This is a genomic window from uncultured Bradyrhizobium sp. (genome assembly GCF_936928535.1).
Classification (GTDB): domain Bacteria; phylum Pseudomonadota; class Alphaproteobacteria; order Rhizobiales; family Xanthobacteraceae; genus Bradyrhizobium.
In genome coordinates this window covers 1-14,799 of the sequence record NZ_CAKZHY010000018.1, presented here as the reverse complement: position 1 = coordinate 14,799, position 14,799 = coordinate 1, and the positions used below count along the sequence as shown (strand labels likewise).

Below are 14,799 nucleotides of genomic sequence, written 5' to 3'. Positions count from 1 at the left end.
CCGAAAGCCGAGGAGACGATCATGAGCGAAAACGAGAACGGAAAGGGCGTCAGCCGAAGAACCTTGCTGGGGACCACCGCCGCCGCTGCGGGCGTTGGCCTTGCCGTCGGGGCGACGGCGACGAAGGACGGCAGCGGATTCATCGCGACCGCGGAAGCCCAGACCAAAGCTGCCGCGCCGAAGGCGCCGGTGGCCCGGCCAGCCGTACAGAAGACGGAGGTGGCGCCCGGCGAGCTCGACGAATATTACGTGTTCTTCTCGAGCGGCCAATCCGGCGAAATGCGCATCGTTGGGCTTCCTTCGATGCGCGAACTGATGCGGGTGCCTGTCTTCAACCGCTGCAGCGCCACCGGTTGGGGCCTGACCAACGAGAGCCTGAAGGTGCTGACCGAAGGGCTGCAACCGGCCACCCGCGAATTCTTGAAGACTCGTGGCGGCACCTTCATGAACGGCGATCTGCACCACCCGCACATCTCCTTCACCGACGGCACTTACGACGGTCGCTACGCCTTCATGAACGACAAGGCAAATACCCGCGTGGCGCGGGTACGTCTCGATGTCATGAAGTGCGATAAGATCATCGAGCTGCCCAACCAGCACACCGTTCACGGCCTGCGGGTGCAGAAATTTCCCCGTACCGGCTACGTCTTCGCCAACGGCGAAGACGGCGTGCCTCTGCCGAACGACGGCAAGATCCTCGACGATCCCAAGCAGTACCACTCAATCTTCAGCGCCATCGACGGCGATACGATGAAAGTGGCCTGGCAGGTCATCGTCAGTGGCAATCTCGACAATGTCGATGCCGACTATCAGGGCAAGTATGCCTTCTCGACGTGCTACAACGCCGAAGAAGGCGTTACGCTCGCCGAAATGACCGCCAACGAGCAGGACTGGGTCGTCATCTTCAATCTCAAGCGGATCGAAGAGGCGGTCAAGAAGGGCGACTTCAAGGAGATGAACGGCGTACCCGTGATCGACGGCCGCAAGGGTTCGGCCTATACGCGCTATGTACCAGTCTCGAACAATCCGCATGGTATGAATACCGCGCCCGATGGCATCCACATCGTCGCTGCCGGAAAGCTTTCGCCAACGGTGACCGTGATGGACGTCCGTAAGTTCGACGCTCTCTTCGACGACAAGATCAAGCCGCGTGACGTCGTCGTCGCGGAGCCCGAACTCGGGCTCGGGCCGTTGCACACCGCTTACGACGGCAAGGGCAACGCCTACACCACACTGTTCCTCGACAGCCAGGTCTGCAAATGGAACATCGACCTCGCCAAGCGCGCGTTCAAGGGCGAGAAGGTCGATCCCATCATCCAGAAGCTCGACGTCCATTACCAGCCTGGCCACAACCACTCTTCGATGGGCCAGACCAAGGAGGCGGACGGCAAATGGCTGATCTCGCTGAACAAGTTCTCCAAGGATCGCTTTCTCAATGTCGGTCCGCTGAAGCCGGAGAATGATCAGTTGATCGACATCTCGGGCGACCAGATGAAGCTGGTGCACGACGGACCTAGCTTCGCAGAGCCGCATGACGCCACCATCGTGCATCGTTCCAAGATCAACCCGATCTCGATCTGGGACCGCGCCGATCCGATGTTCGCAGATGCGGTCAAGCAGGCGAAGGCCGACGGCATCAATCTCGAAGCCGACTCGAAAGTCATCCGCGACGGCAACAACGTCCGTGTCTACATGACGTCGACCGCACCGGCATTCGGCCTGGAGCAGTTCCAGGTCAAGCAGGGCGATAAGGTGACCGTCTACATCACCAATATCGATGCCGTGGAAGACCTGACACACGGCTTTTGCATCGTGAACTACGGCATCCAGATGGAGGTCGCGCCGATGGCGACGGCATCGGTGTCATTCTCGGCGGATAAGCCCGGCGTCTACTGGTACTACTGCTCGTGGTTCTGCCATGCCATGCACATGGAGATGAAAGGGCGCATGTTCGTCGAACCGAAATCGGTCTGATCGGAGAGGCACCGTGCGTCCTCCATTATACATGCTTCCGGCGGCGCTCGTCGCCGCCGGGTTATCCGGCTCCGCCAGCGCGGAAATGCTGACGGCTGTGCCGGGCCAACCGCTTCAGGCTGTGCTCGACCGTGCTCGGGATGGCGACGTCGTCCAGCTTGAAACCAGAACTTACCAGGGTCCGATCAGAATCGATCGTCCCATGACCGTGGTCGGACGGCCGGGCGCCTTGATCGATGGCGGCGGCGCGGGCAGTGTCATCACCGTGACAGCACCGCAAGTCGCGATCCGCGGCATCACTATTCGAGGATCCGGCCGCGATCTGCAAGCCATGGATTCCGGGATTTTCCTCGAGAAGACCGCGCAGCGCGCGGAGATCGAAAACAACCGTCTGGAAGGAAACCTGTTCGGCATTTACGTGCACGGCGCGCAGGGCTCACGGGTCGTCCACAACGTGATCGAAGGGCTGCGCGGAGGGCGTCTCAGCGAAGCGGGGAACGGCGTCTCGCTTTGGAATGCGCCTGACGTCACCATTGCCGAAAACACGTTCCGCTACGGTCGCGACGGCATATTCACGATTTCCAGCCGGAAGGACCGCTTCGTCGACAACCGCTTCGAGCAGGTTCGCTTCGCGGTCCACTACATGTACACCAACGACAGCGAAGTCAGCGGCAACGTTTCCATCGGCAACCATGTCGGCTACGCCATCATGTATTCGAACCGATTGGTGGTCCGCAACAACGTCTCGGATCGAGACCGCGACTACGGGATCCTCTTCAACTACGCCAACTACGCCGCGATCGATGGCAACCGGGTGACCGGGGGTCCTTTGGGGGCAATTACGAGCAGGGCGGAAGAGCGCGCCGACGACGAACGGGGCATGATCCCGGAGACGAAGCAGCAGCGAGATCTGCGGAGCGGCCCCGAAAAATGTGTTTTCATCTACAACACCAACCACAATGTGTTCCGCGACAACTGGTTCGAGCGCTGCGCCATCGGCGTGCACTTCACGGCGGGCTCCGAAGGTAACGAGATCACCGGGAACGCCTTCGTCAACAACGCCAACCAGGTGAAATACGTCGGCACCAAGCACCTCGACTGGTCGAGCGGTGGGCGCGGCAATTACTGGAGCGACAATCCGGCCTTCGATCTCAATGGGGATGGAGTTGCCGACACGGCATACCGGCCGAACGATCTCATTGATCGCGTGTTATGGACGGCTCCCGCGGCGAAGCTGCTCATCAACAGCCCCGCCGTGCAGGTAATCCGCTGGGCACAGGCACAGTTTCCAGCGTTGTTGCCTGGCGGGGTCGTCGACAGCCATCCCCTGATGTCTCCGCCGGTCCGCCCTATGGTCGAGGACGCACCATGACCAGCACGGTACACGTCACCGACGTCGCCAAGGACTACGGCGGTCTCAAAGCGGTCTGCGGAGTTTCGTTCGAACTGAGACAGGGCGAACTGGTGGCGTTGATTGGCCACAATGGTGCGGGTAAGACCACGCTGATGAAGCTGATGCTCGGACTGATCCGTCCGACGAGCGGATCGATCGAGGTGCTTGGCGACAACCCGGCTGCAGGACAATTCGCCGGCCGCCGACAACTGGGCTACCTTCCGGAGAATGTCTCGTTCGACGCCGCCCTTACTGGGCGCGAAACCCTGGCATTTTACGCGCGGCTCAAGCGGGAAACGGTTGCCAGCGCGCTGAAGCTTCTCGATGCGGTTGGCTTGGGCGACGCCTCCCGTCGGCGTGTCGGCACCTATTCCAAAGGCATGCGCCAGCGCCTGGGGCTCGCACAGGCGCTCATCGGCCACCCGCGCGTGCTCCTGCTGGACGAGCCCACGACGGGACTGGATCCAGAGCTGCGTCAGACCTTCTACGAGATTATCCAGAGGCTCGCGGCCGAGGGCACCACGGTTCTCTTGTCGTCCCACGCCCTGACCGAACTCGAAGAACGCGCAGGCCGCGTGATCATCATGAATCGCGGCGTCAAGGTCGCCGATGGATCGATTGAAGGGCTGCGTAACATCGCGCGCTTGCCGACCAAGATAAGGCTCAAGATCGCCGGCCTCGGGCCGGGCGAGTTACCGTCCTGGCTACCAACCGGCGCGCCCTGTCGGCGCCTGGACGGCCACCTTGTCGAGATCGAAGCGGAGCCGGACCAAAAGATCGAGCTGCTGCACAGCGCCACCGCATCGGGGCGCGCGGTCGAGGACCTCGACGTGCTTCCACCGACACTGGACGAACTCTACGCCCATTTCCTCCGGCAGGCGGAGCGGACGCCATGAATGCACTGATCATTGCACGCAAGGAGATCCATCAGGCCGTCCGTAACCGCTGGGTGCTCGCATCCACGCTGCTGCTCGCCGGCCTGGCATTGTCGCTGACTTTCCTAGGCAGTGCCCCGACCGGCACCGTCAGCGTGCGTGCGCTGGACGTCGTGATCGTCAGCCTCTCGAGCTTGACCATCTTCCTGATTCCGCTGATCGCGCTGTTGATCTCGCATGATGCCATCGTCGGCGACATGGAGCGCGGGACCATGCTCCTGCTGCTCAGCTACCCGGTCGCCCGCTGGCAGGTTCTGCTCGGCAAGTTCATTGGACATCTGGCGGTACTGGCCTTTGCGACTTGTCTCGGCTATGGAATTGCCGCTGCGGCTCTGGTCGCCACGGGAAGCAGGATTGGCTTGGATAGCCTCGTCGCCTTCGCCGCGATGATTGGTTCCTCGGTGCTACTCGGAGCCGTGTTCGTCGCGATTGGATATCTGGTGAGTTCACTGGTTCGCGATCGGGGAACGGCCGCCGGCATTTGCATCGGCCTGTGGCTCTTTCTGGTCCTGATCTACGACATGGCGCTGCTCGGCGTCCTCGCCGTAGACCAGGGCCGCAGCATCTCTGCGGCCGCCGTCGACGCGATGCTTCTGCTGAATCCAGCCGACGTCTACCGGTTGTTCAACCTGACCGGATTCGCCAACGTGAGCAGCTTCGCAGGCATGGCCGGACTTGCTCAGAGCACGACATTGTCCGCCCAGATGCTCTTGATCGCCCTGCTGGTGTGGACGCTCGTCCCGCTGGGACTTGCGGCAACGGCTTTTTCGCGGAGGGAACTATGAGACGCCTCCTCCTGGCGTTCCTGGGCGCGCTCGTACTCGCCGGCTGCGGCGAAAAGCAGGTCGCGCAGGCGCCGCCACCTCATAGGATGACGGCCGAGTTGATCGGTCACTATTGCGGGATGAACGTGCTCGAGCATCCGGGTCCTAAGGGGCAGATCTTCGTGGCCAGCCTGATCGAACCGGTCTGGTTCTCCTCGGCGCGGGATACCATTGCGTTCACAGTTCTGCCAGACGAGCCGAAGGACATCCAGGCGATCTATGTGACCGACATGGGCAAGGCGCCAAGCTGGGAGAAACCGGGCGTCGATAATTGGATCGAGGCCCGCAAGGCGCTCTTCGTCATCGGCAGCCGCGTGAAGGGAGGAATGGGAGGTGACGAGGCCGTTCCGTTCTCGGAGCGCTCGGCGGCGGCGAAGTTCGTCACCGACAACGGCGGACGTATCGTTTCGTTCGCGGACGTACCGCGCGACTACGTACTCGGCTCGGACGGAGACAAGACCGGGGTTGTTCCGGAAAGCGCGCCAGGGCGCGCTTCCCTCGACTAGGAGGACGCGATGGTTGGCTCCATCTCCCGACGACGTTTCATCCAGATCAGTGGCGCTGCCGCCGGGCTCGCGCTCGCGACACCGGCCGGCGCTGCAGATGGTAGGTCTGATCTCGCTACCTGGCGCGGCACGATGCTAGGTGCGGTCGCAACCATGAAAATCTACCATCCCGACCGGCGCGAGGCCGAGCGTCTGATCTCGCTGGCTTGCGCGGAGGCGCGCCGGCTCGAGCGCTTGTTTAGTCTGTATATTGATGACTCTGCGCTGGTGCGATTGAACCGCACCGGAATCCTGGTGAACCCCGCCCCGGAGTTCGTGGAGCTTCTTTCGGCGTCGCAGCGATACGCAGAGCTCACCGGCGGCATGTTCGATCCGACGGTGCAGCCATTGTGGGAGCTCTACGCAAACCATTTTGCGAAATCCGATCCGGATCCATCGGGGCCCGACCAAGCGTTCGTGAAAGCGGCGCTCGCATGCGTAGGTTACCACCGGTTGTCGGTCAGCCGGGACCGCATCGTCATTCCCAAGGGCACTGCGATCACGCTCAATGGAATTGCGCAAGGATACGTCACCGATAAGGTTGTCGATCTACTGCGCTCGCGCGGCATCGCTCACACCCTGGTCGACATGGGTGAGAGCCGCACCATCGGCAGGCGCCCGAACGGCGAACCCTGGGAAGTGGGCATCGCCGATCCGGAGCTGCCAGGGCGAATCCACGCTGTTCTCCCGGTCGTCGACCATGCCGTCTCGACCTCGGGCGCATACGGCTTCCGGTTCGATCCAGCCGGGCGTTTCAATCACCTCTTCGATCCGGCGAATGGCGCCTGCGGTCATCTCTATCGGAGTCTCACCACCATCGCCGACACCGCAACGACCGCCGATGCGCTGTCCACGGCCTTTAGTCTGATGGATCAAACGCGGATTCACGCGTTGATGTCCCCGGCCGGCATCCAACGCGTTCATCTGGTCGATGCCGCGGGAAACGTTGTCGACCTTGCCGCCTGACTCCAGTTCCACACAACCCAGGGAGAAGTGAATGAAGCGAATGGTTATTGCTGCGGTGTTCGTCGCGGCCGGATTTGGCCAAGCCAACGCGCAGGACGCGGCCGCTGGCGAAAAGGTGTTTGTGGTCTGTAAGGCCTGTCACCAGATCGGCGACTCTGCGAAAAACGGCGTAGGTCCCGTGCTCAACGGTCTGATCGGACGGAAGTCGGGGTCAGTCGAGGGCTATAATTATTCCGACGCGAACAAGAACTCGGGCATCACCTGGAACGAAGTGACATTCTCCGAATACATCAAGGACCCGAAGGCGAAGATCCCCGGCACCAAGATGGCCTTCGCCGGAATAAAGGACGAGCAAAAGATCAAGGACCTAATCGCCTACCTTCACACCTACGACAAGGCGCCTGTCAAGCTGTCACAATAGTTCGATGGCTATCCACGAAAGGCAGACCGCGTGCGAGCGTCGCGCGCGGTTCTGCGCACCATTTTCTCCGGCGAGGAATTGCGTACGAACGGCGGCTCGTCGAGGCGCTGAGTGGGCATTTTGGGCAGTCGCATGCATCCAACGACGACGGTGAAGATGTCCTTGAACGAGCGCCGGTCGAGACCTCGAGCGGCAAGATCACCGAAGGGCTTGATCGCCTGAAGCGGTTGGTCGTCGTAGACCAGAAGCCGATCGGACGGACTCCTCGCTCCAATCTGGCGACCTACACCGGTCTGTTCGACGATGTGCGAAAGCTGTTCGCACAGACCAAGGAGGCGCGCCGGCGCCGCTTCGATGCCGGGCGATTCTCCTTCAACATGCCGAAGGGCCGCTGCCCGAATTGCCAGGGAGAAGGCTTCGTCTGCGTCGAATTGCTGTTCCTGCCAAGCGTTTACGCGCCATGTCCGGAATGCCAGGGCGCGCGCTACAATCGGGAGACACTCCAGATCAAGCTCAGCGGCAAGTCGAACGCCCGACGTGCTCGGAATGACCGTCGATGAGGCCCATGCGTTCTTCGCCGATGACGCCCACATTGCGCGATCGCTCGATGTGATCCGGCAGGTCGGGCTTGGATATATCCGCCTGGGTCAGCCGGCGACTGAGCTGTCCGGCGGCGAAGCGCAACGGGTGAAGCTCGCCACCGAGCTGCAGCGCACGCAACGCGCCGGCAGCTTCACACTACCGAGCTCAGCTTTGAGCGACGCCATCACAGCAGCCTTTGACCGGCGAGGGGGCTTTCCAACATCGCGCATGTCTTCGTCGTGCAGATCAATCAGATCGCCAAATGTGCGAACGTCTCGCACCAGGCGTGGTTTGGACGATCCATTGCGGTCAATGTTGCGCTCCATCTCGAGCGCCCATTCTTCGCCGTCCTTGCGCCGCCGGAAAGTCTCGGCGATATAACGGTTCTTGCGGCGGACTTGAACGCGCCAGTTTCCCGATCCCAATCGAGTGAAGGTCGCCACGCGTGTGCACTCCGGCTTCGTGTGCACTATGTGTGCACCGGGAGGTCAAAACGGGTACTAACGTGTGCAAATTCGGCTAGTTTGGAGTCCACACGTTCTTCTTCCATCCCATTGAGAGGATAGGATAAACGATTGAAATATCAAGATTATCGCTTTTCCGTGGCACCCATGATGGATTGGACGGACCGGCACTGCCGGGTGTTCCATCGTCACCTGACGCAACGGGCGCTGCTTTATACGGAGATGCTGACGACGGGTGCCATCATCCATGGCGATCGGGAGCGGCTCCTCGGCTTCGACGCGCGCGAGCACCCGGTGGCGCTTCAGCTTGGCGGGTCAGATCCAGCCGACCTGGCGAAAGCTGCCCAGATCGGCGAACAGTTCGGTTATGACGAGATCAACCTCAATGTCGGCTGCCCGTCCGATCGTGTGAAGGATGGCCGCTTTGGTGCCTGCCTGATGGCGGAGCCCGAGCTTGTTGCAAGATGTATCGACGCGATGAAGCGCGCGGTGTCCATCCCGGTTACGGTGAAATGCCGCATCGGCATCGATGACCAGGATCCCGAAGTCGCGCTCGATAGGCTCGCGCGCGCCGTCGTGGCTGCGGGTTGCGATGCGCTGATCGTGCATGCCCGAAAAGCGTGGCTGAACGGTCTGTCGCCGAAGGAAAACCGCGACATCCCGCCGCTCGATTATGATCGCGTCTATCGGCTCAAGCGAGCGTTGCCGGACGTGCCCGTCATCGTCAATGGCGGCGTTCTGAGCATCGAGGAGGCGAAAGCGCATCTTGCGCATGTCGATGGCGTGATGCTCGGCCGGGCAGCCTACCAGGAGCCGTGGCGACTGCTATCGGTCGATAGCGACATCTTCGGCGAGGCTGCGCCGCATGCGACGATGCAGGAGGCGTTCGAGGCGATGATGCCCTATATCGAGGCGCAGCTCGCGCGCGGTACGCGGCTGCATGCCATGACGCGGCATTTCGTCGGCGCCTTCCACGCGGTGCCCGGCGCGCGGGCCTTCCGTCGCCATCTTGCCGAACAAGGTGTCAAGCCGGGGGCTGGCGTCGAGGTCCTGCGCGATGCGATCGCACGGGTCGGTGCTCACGCGCCGGCGGAGGTGGCTGCTTAGGTCCTCAATCCACCGCCGTGCGCGCGCGGCGATGGCTGCCTTGCAGCTCCGGATAGCCCGTCAGCATGAGCTTGTCCGCGCGCACGCCCCAGCTTTCCAGGCGATCGAGAAAGCTCATGCCGAGCAGATTGGTCTTCATCTGCCCGCGCTGCACGACAAGTGCCGGCACCGATTTCTCGACGAGATGGCCGACGGCGAGACGATCGAGCGTCAGCCGGGCCGCCTTGGTGTGGCCGCCGGCGGTTTCGAGGTCGACGTCGTATTCGAGCATCTCGAGTGGCAGGCCGATCGCCTTCGCGGTCTCCCAGGTCAGCACCACGGAGGTGGCGCCAGTATCGATCACCATCGGCGCGGCGACGCCGTTGATCTTGGCACGCAGCGCAAATTCGCCGCCCTGACCGCGCTGGATCTGCACTTCGGGCGCGGGGGAGGCCGCCGGCCGGCGGAACATGTAAGAGACCTTGTGACTTGCGCGCGCAATCTGGTCGGGATCGCCATAGGCGACCACGGCGCCCGCTGTGCCAGCCAGCAAGATGAGAACGAGCAGGAGGCGGGTCATCGCGCGCCTCCGATGGCGCGGACGCCGCTCAGGCGCGTCTCGGCGATCCGGCGACCTGTGCGAGGCCAGCGTCCGCCATGCGCGCCGGCAACAGCGCCATCACCTCGAGCCGTTCTGCGCTCTCCATGGCGTGCCAGCGCGCGATCTCCGGCAACGTCCGGCCGCAGCCGAAGCATAGCTTGGTCTTGGGATCGATCATGCAGACGGCGACGCACGGCGTTTCTTTGCTCATACGGACATAGTGAAGGACTATCGGGCATGTCGGCAAGCATGTGTTTTACGAGCCCGTGCCTGCGCTCATGATCGGTCTGTGGCGCGGCCGGCGCTTCTCATCGGGCACCATGGAACTCTCTGGCTGCAGCGGCGGCGCATCCTCCGACAGCGGCGCCAGCGCGCTCATCACACGCTCCGGCGGGAAGGTGACGATCACCTCGGTGCCGATGCGCAGTTTCGACTTCAGCGTGAAGGTGCCGCCATGCAGGTCGATCAGGTTCTTGGCAATGGGCAGGCCGAGGCCCGCGCCCTGTTCGGCCGATTTGATCGAGTTGGAGCCCTGGCCGAACGAGGCGAGGACGACCGGGATCTCGTCCTCCGGGATGCCTGAGCCGGAATCCTTCACGGACAGGTATTGCCCGCCGGAGGCGGTCCAGCCCGCCTTGAGCCAGATCTCGCCGCCCTGCGGAGTGAATTTGATCGAGTTCGAGAGCAGGTTGAGCACGACTTGGCGGATCGCGCGCTCGTCGGCCCAGAGCCGCGGCATGGCGTGCTCGAACACTTCGTGGATCGTAATGCCGCGGCTGGAGGCGCGCAGTTTCATCAGATGATGGCAATCGGCGACGATGCCGACCAGCGACACCGCTTCCTCGTTCAATTCGTAGCGGCCGGCCTCGATCCGCGACAGATCGAGGATCTCGTTGATGAGGTTGAGCAGGTGCACGCCAGAGTTATGAATGTCCGCGGAATATTCCTTGTAGACCGGCACGGCATGCGCGCCGAAGATTTCGCTCTTCATCACCTCGGAGAAGCCGAGGATGGCGTTGAGCGGCGTGCGCAGCTCGTGGCTCATTTGCGCAAGGAAACGCGATTTGGCCACGTTGGCGGATTCGGCACGGTGGCGCGCCTCGTCCGAGATTGCCTTTGCCTGTTCGAGCTCTCCGATCAGCGCGTCCTTCTCGGCGCGTGCTTCGAGTGTGGCGAAGGTAGAGGAGTGCAGGCGATGCGCCAGCAGTACGAAATAGCCTTCGGCTGCGAGTGCGAGTGCGCCGAGGATGTAATTGTCCAGCGTGCCGGTCATCACGAAGCTCAGCGCCATCGCGACCGCGACCGGCGCTGTGGCGGCGAGGGCTGCGATCGGTAGATTGGCGGCAAGCATGCTTGACACTGCGATCACCAGCAGCATCAGGAACATCATCAGCGTTTCCGTGACCATGTCGAGCACGGGATGGATCAGGATCGCCATCCAGCACAGGCCATAGAGCAGGTCGAGCACGACAAAACGTGTCCGCCAGGCGCGCGTTGCCGCCGGCGAGGTCGGCTCTGCCAGGAAGCGGCGGCAGCTGCGGATCATCGCCGCGTGCAGGCAGATCATGCCGGCGGTCCAGGCGGCGGCTGGGATCGGCTGCATCCACAGTCCGAACAGCACACCGGTCGCGACCACCAGCAGCATCACGACATAGGAGGCCGACAGTCGCGTCTGGGCATATTGGCGCAACAGCTCGGCATCGAAGGCCGGCCGGGTTCCGCTGGTCGACGTTAACTTATCGCGTGCCTCGCGGACCCGCTGCGACGCAGCCCTTCGGCTGCTCGCTGATGGAGCGCTGACCGGCTCGGCCGGTAGCTGCACTACCTCAGGCTTTTCAGCGGGGTTACTCATCAAGCAACAACGATTCCTGCCCGCGTCGGACGCGGGCCTTCTGCATTGTCTATCTCTGGCAAGAAATCCTTAAGAGGTGACTTAAGGAGCTAAAGAATTACGTTAACGGAGCGTTAATTTGGATCGGGCTGCAGCCGCTCAGTGCAGCCAGGCATGCTGCGCGACATAGACCACGGCGCCAGCCAGATAGCCCGCAAGCGCCACACCTGCGATGCGTCGGGCATACCAGAAGAACTCGATCCGCTCGAGCCCCATGGCGGCGACGCCGGCGGCGGAGCCGATGATCAGGATCGATCCGCCGGTGCCGGCGCAATAGGCGATGAACTCCCAGAGGAAGCTGTCGGCCGGATAATGCGCGAGGTCGTACATGCCCATGGTCGCGGCGACCAGCGGCACGTTGTCGATGACGGCGCTGAGCAGGCCGAGCACGACGACGATGATGTCCTGGCGGCCGATCGAAGCGTCCAGCCATTTGGCCAGCATCGAGAGCAGGCCGGCATGTTCAAGGCTGGCGACGGCCAGCAGAATGCCCACGAAGAACACGACGGAGCCCATGTCGATACGCGTCAGCGCATGCGCCAGCGACAGGGGACGTCGCACATGCTCGTCCTTGTCGCGATGCACGACCTCGCCGACCAGCCACACGATGCCGAGTCCGAGCAGGACGCCCATGAACGGCGGCAGATGCGTGACCGTTTTGAACGCGGGCACCGCGATCAGAACGCCGAGCCCGAGATAGAACATCACGTTGCGCTCGAACGAATCGACACCCTGTAATCCGTCATCCTTCTGAGGCGGTGCGATGCTCTTGCCCTTCAGCGAAAAGCTGAGGAACGCGAGCGGCACCAGCAGATTGACCAGCGAGGGCAGGAACACCGAGCCCATGATTTTCAGCGGAGATATCTGTCCGCCGATCCACAGCATGGTCGTGGTGACGTCACCGATCACAGTCCACGCGCCGCCAGCATTTGCGGCGATGACGATGAGTGATGCGAACAGCAGGCGATCCTCACGCCGGGCAATCAGCCGCTGGATCAGCGAGACCATGACGATGGTGGTGGTCAGATTGTCCAGGATCGAGCTCAGGAAGAACGTCACGATGCCGATCAGCCAAATCAGCCTGATCTGGCTGGTCGTGCCAATGCGGGACGTGATGACCTCGAAACCGTCATGCGCGTCGATGACCTCGACGATGGTCATCGCGCCGATCAGGAAGAACACGATCTGCGCGGTGGAGGCGACGGACTCGTCGAGCTGACGGCCGACCGCCGCTTGGTCGCCCGTCGCGAGTGCGTAGACGGTCCAGAGCAGGCTCGCAGCCAACAGCGCGGACGCGCTCTTGTTGACTCCGATCGGGTGCTCGAGCGCGATGGCCGCGTAAGCAACAACGAAGATGGCGGCGATCGCGATCAGCAAGACAGGCCCAGAATGTTCGAGATCAGCGATTAAGGCGCGCGAGCAGGCTCGACGTATCCCAGCGCTTGCCGCCCATTTTCTCGACCTCGGAGTAGAACTGATCGACCAGCGCGGTGACCGGCAGATTGGCGCCGTTGCGGCGAGCCTCAGCCAGCGCGATCGAGAGGTCCTTGCGCATCCATTCGACTGCAAAGCCGAAATCGTACTTGTCGTCGTTCATGGTCTTGTAGCGGTTCTCCATCTGCCAGGACTGTGCCGCGCCCTTGGAGATGGTTTCGATCACGGCAGCGACGTCGAGGCCGCTCTTCTTGGCGAAGTGAATACCCTCCGAGAGGCCCTGCACCAGGCCTGCGATGCAGATCTGGTTGACCATCTTGGTCAGCTGGCCCGAGCCGGCGGGTCCGAGCAGCTTGCACATCCGCGCATAGGCGCCCGTAATGATCGGCTCGGCGCCGGCATAGGCGCCCTCAGCGCCGCCGCACATCACCGTCAGCACGCCGTTCTCGGCGCCGGCCTGGCCGCCGGAGACGGGGGCGTCGATGAACTTGAAACCGGCCTTGGTCGCGACCGCGTCGAGCTCGCGCGCGACCTCGGCAGAGGCGGTGGTGTGGTCGACGAAGGTCGCGCCCTTATTCATGCCGGCGAATGCGCCGTCGGGCCCGATCGTGACCGCGCGCAAATCGTTGTCATTGCCGACGCAGCACATCACGAAGTCCTGGCCCTCGGCTGCGGCCTTCGGGGTCGGTGCCGTCTTGCCGCCGAACTTGTCCGCCCACTCCTTCGCCTTGGCGGCGGTGCGGTTGTAGACGGTGACCTCATGGCCCCCTTTTTTCACGAGGTGTCCGGCCATGGGGAAGCCCATCACGCCAAGACCGAGGAAAGCGACTTTAGCCATATCTGTGTCCGTAGCTTGAGTTTTACGGTTGCGGCCGGCCGAGGGGTGCCAGCCGGGTGTCCCAAAGGTTCCGCCTGAGGGGGGAACGCGCGCACCATAAACCCTTGAGGGCGGAGGGCAACGGCTTCGTTTGGCGGCCTCCTGTGCTAGGATGGCGGACCTCAAGGACTTCAAAACAAGGGAGCGAAAGCATGGGTGGAATAAGCGTCGGCGTCCTCGATCATTTCAACATCCGGACCCGGAATCTGGCCGAGACGGTCCGCTTCTACGAGGATGTGCTGGGCCTTGAAAAAGGCGCCCGGCCGAATTTCGCCTTCCCGGGAGCCTGGATGTACAGCGAGGGCAAGCCGGTGGTGCACCTCGTCGATATTTCCCCGACTGCGGAGCCGCAAAAGCCGGATTCCGGCGTGGTCCACCACGTCGCCTTCGCCAGCCAGGGCTTCGATGGCATGAAGCAGCGCCTCACTGCCAAGGGCATGAAATTCGACTCCCGCCAGGTGCCCGGCGGTGAGCTCTGGCAGATCTTCGTCCACGACCCCAACGGGGTCATGATCGAGCTCAATTACGAGGCGGCGAAGGAGCAGGGGGCAGCCCCGGCCGAGATGGCTGACGATATCGGCAGGCAGTAGCCTTTTGGCCGTTTCCGCTCTAATGGGGCATCTTGAACTTCCAGGAGATGCGCTTTGAGCGTGACGCAGCAACAGGTCCTCGACGGCCTCGCCAAGATCAAGTCGCCCCGCGGGGTCGCGCTCACCAATGCCAATGTGTTGAGCGCGATCAGCGCGTCCGACGGCAAGGTGTTCTTCTCGATCAACGTCGATGCCGCCGAGGCCCGGGCTTGGGAA

15 protein-coding genes and 2 pseudogenes are annotated in these 14,799 nt (G+C 62.6%); 11 read left to right on the top strand and 6 right to left on the bottom strand.

The genetic code is table 11. The features are described from left to right. Positions 1-21: 21 nt before the first annotated feature. From nosZ to Q0687_RS01695, 8 genes and pseudogenes are all read left to right on the top strand, one after another. Positions 22-1,974, top strand: a complete 1,953-nt coding sequence (nosZ, locus tag Q0687_RS01730) for a TAT-dependent nitrous-oxide reductase (protein ID WP_298871372.1) — start codon at positions 22-24, stop codon at positions 1,972-1,974. A gap of 13 nt (positions 1,975-1,987) precedes the next feature. Beyond that, on the top strand, positions 1,988-3,346 hold the full coding sequence (locus tag Q0687_RS01725; RefSeq protein ID WP_298871369.1) for a nitrous oxide reductase family maturation protein NosD: 1,359 nt from the start codon (positions 1,988-1,990) through the stop codon (positions 3,344-3,346). After that, positions 3,343-4,263 (top strand): ABC transporter ATP-binding protein, encoded by a 921-nt coding sequence (locus Q0687_RS01720; protein ID WP_298871367.1) that lies wholly within the window; start codon positions 3,343-3,345, stop codon positions 4,261-4,263. Before Q0687_RS01725 ends, Q0687_RS01720 begins: the two co-directional genes overlap by 4 nt. Beyond that, positions 4,260-5,087, top strand: coding sequence for an ABC transporter permease (locus Q0687_RS01715; protein WP_298871364.1), 828 nt, complete (start codon positions 4,260-4,262; stop codon positions 5,085-5,087). Before Q0687_RS01720 ends, Q0687_RS01715 begins: the two co-directional genes overlap by 4 nt. Beyond that, positions 5,084-5,632 carry a nitrous oxide reductase accessory protein NosL gene (locus Q0687_RS01710; protein WP_298871362.1) on the top strand — a complete coding sequence of 183 codons (549 nt, stop codon included), beginning with the start codon at positions 5,084-5,086 and terminating at the stop codon, positions 5,630-5,632. Before Q0687_RS01715 ends, Q0687_RS01710 begins: the two co-directional genes overlap by 4 nt. Positions 5,633-5,641: 9 nt before the next feature. Beyond that, complete coding sequence (locus Q0687_RS01705; RefSeq protein WP_298871359.1) at positions 5,642-6,637, top strand: FAD:protein FMN transferase; 996 nt, start codon at positions 5,642-5,644, stop codon at positions 6,635-6,637. Between the two features lie 31 nt (positions 6,638-6,668). After that, positions 6,669-7,058 carry a cytochrome c family protein gene (locus Q0687_RS01700; RefSeq protein ID WP_298871356.1) on the top strand — a complete coding sequence of 130 codons (390 nt, stop codon included), beginning with the start codon at positions 6,669-6,671 and terminating at the stop codon, positions 7,056-7,058. Between the two features lie 209 nt (positions 7,059-7,267). Then, positions 7,268-7,781 (top strand): annotated as a pseudogene (locus Q0687_RS01695) (excinuclease ABC subunit A); the annotation flags it as partial. Here the strand turns inward: Q0687_RS01695 and Q0687_RS01690 are convergent. Further along, a complete protein-coding gene (locus Q0687_RS01690; protein WP_298871353.1) occupies positions 7,706-8,083 on the bottom strand; it encodes a hypothetical protein in 378 nt (125 codons plus the stop codon). The pseudogene Q0687_RS01695 and the gene Q0687_RS01690 overlap by 76 nt on opposite strands. Positions 8,084-8,215: 132 nt before the next feature. Here Q0687_RS01690 and dusA point away from each other — a divergent pair, with 132 nt between their 5' ends. Beyond that, positions 8,216-9,211: a tRNA dihydrouridine(20/20a) synthase DusA gene (gene dusA, locus Q0687_RS01685; protein ID WP_298871351.1), complete on the top strand. Its 996-nt coding sequence runs from the start codon at positions 8,216-8,218 to the stop codon at positions 9,209-9,211. Positions 9,212-9,215: 4 nt separating this feature from the next. Here dusA and Q0687_RS01680 read toward each other — a convergent pair whose 3' ends face one another. The 5 genes and pseudogenes from Q0687_RS01680 to Q0687_RS01660 all read right to left on the bottom strand — a co-directional run. Then, on the bottom strand, positions 9,216-9,770 hold the full coding sequence (locus tag Q0687_RS01680) for a TIGR02281 family clan AA aspartic protease (RefSeq protein ID WP_298871348.1): 555 nt from the start codon (positions 9,768-9,770) through the stop codon (positions 9,216-9,218). 28 nt (positions 9,771-9,798) lie between these two features. After that, positions 9,799-10,002, bottom strand: a complete 204-nt coding sequence (locus Q0687_RS01675; RefSeq protein WP_298871346.1) for a DUF1289 domain-containing protein — start codon at positions 10,000-10,002, stop codon at positions 9,799-9,801. 45 nt (positions 10,003-10,047) lie between these two features. After that, positions 10,048-11,643, bottom strand: coding sequence for a HAMP domain-containing sensor histidine kinase (locus Q0687_RS01670; RefSeq protein ID WP_298871343.1), 1,596 nt, complete (start codon positions 11,641-11,643; stop codon positions 10,048-10,050). Positions 11,644-11,781: 138 nt separating this feature from the next. Beyond that, a complete protein-coding gene (gene nhaD / locus Q0687_RS01665; RefSeq protein WP_298871341.1) occupies positions 11,782-13,059 on the bottom strand; it encodes a sodium:proton antiporter NhaD in 1,278 nt (425 codons plus the stop codon). Positions 13,060-13,081: 22 nt separating this feature from the next. Further along, positions 13,082-13,978, bottom strand: a pseudogene (locus Q0687_RS01660) (NAD(P)-dependent oxidoreductase); the annotation flags it as partial. A gap of 167 nt (positions 13,979-14,145) precedes the next feature. On the opposite strand from Q0687_RS01660, the gene Q0687_RS01655 reads away from it, so the two are divergent. Then, positions 14,146-14,583 (top strand): VOC family protein, encoded by a 438-nt coding sequence (locus Q0687_RS01655; protein WP_298871339.1) that lies wholly within the window; start codon positions 14,146-14,148, stop codon positions 14,581-14,583. A gap of 54 nt (positions 14,584-14,637) precedes the next feature. Further along, a partial coding sequence (locus tag Q0687_RS01650) for an iron-sulfur cluster assembly protein (RefSeq protein WP_298871462.1) occupies positions 14,638-14,799 on the top strand: 162 nt, incomplete at its 3' end.

What these genes read in the sequence shown, in the direction of transcription:
- nosZ (WP_298871372.1), top strand. Translation starts at nt 22, where the DNA reads ATGAGCGAAAACGAGAACGGAAAGGGCGTCAGCCGAAGAACCTTGCTG.
- Q0687_RS01720 (WP_298871367.1), top strand. Translation starts at nt 3,343, where the DNA reads ATGACCAGCACGGTACACGTCACCGACGTCGCCAAGGACTACGGCGGT.
- Q0687_RS01715 (WP_298871364.1), top strand. Translation starts at nt 4,260, where the DNA reads ATGAATGCACTGATCATTGCACGCAAGGAGATCCATCAGGCCGTCCGT.
- Q0687_RS01710 (WP_298871362.1), top strand. Translation starts at nt 5,084, where the DNA reads ATGAGACGCCTCCTCCTGGCGTTCCTGGGCGCGCTCGTACTCGCCGGC.
- Q0687_RS01705 (WP_298871359.1), top strand. Translation starts at nt 5,642, where the DNA reads ATGGTTGGCTCCATCTCCCGACGACGTTTCATCCAGATCAGTGGCGCT.
- Q0687_RS01700 (WP_298871356.1), top strand. Translation starts at nt 6,669, where the DNA reads ATGAAGCGAATGGTTATTGCTGCGGTGTTCGTCGCGGCCGGATTTGGC.
- Q0687_RS01680 (WP_298871348.1), bottom strand. Translation starts at nt 9,770, where the DNA reads ATGACCCGCCTCCTGCTCGTTCTCATCTTGCTGGCTGGCACAGCGGGC.
- Q0687_RS01675 (WP_298871346.1), bottom strand. Translation starts at nt 10,002, where the DNA reads ATGAGCAAAGAAACGCCGTGCGTCGCCGTCTGCATGATCGATCCCAAG.
- Q0687_RS01670 (WP_298871343.1), bottom strand. Translation starts at nt 11,643, where the DNA reads ATGAGTAACCCCGCTGAAAAGCCTGAGGTAGTGCAGCTACCGGCCGAG.
- Q0687_RS01655 (WP_298871339.1), top strand. Translation starts at nt 14,146, where the DNA reads ATGGGTGGAATAAGCGTCGGCGTCCTCGATCATTTCAACATCCGGACC.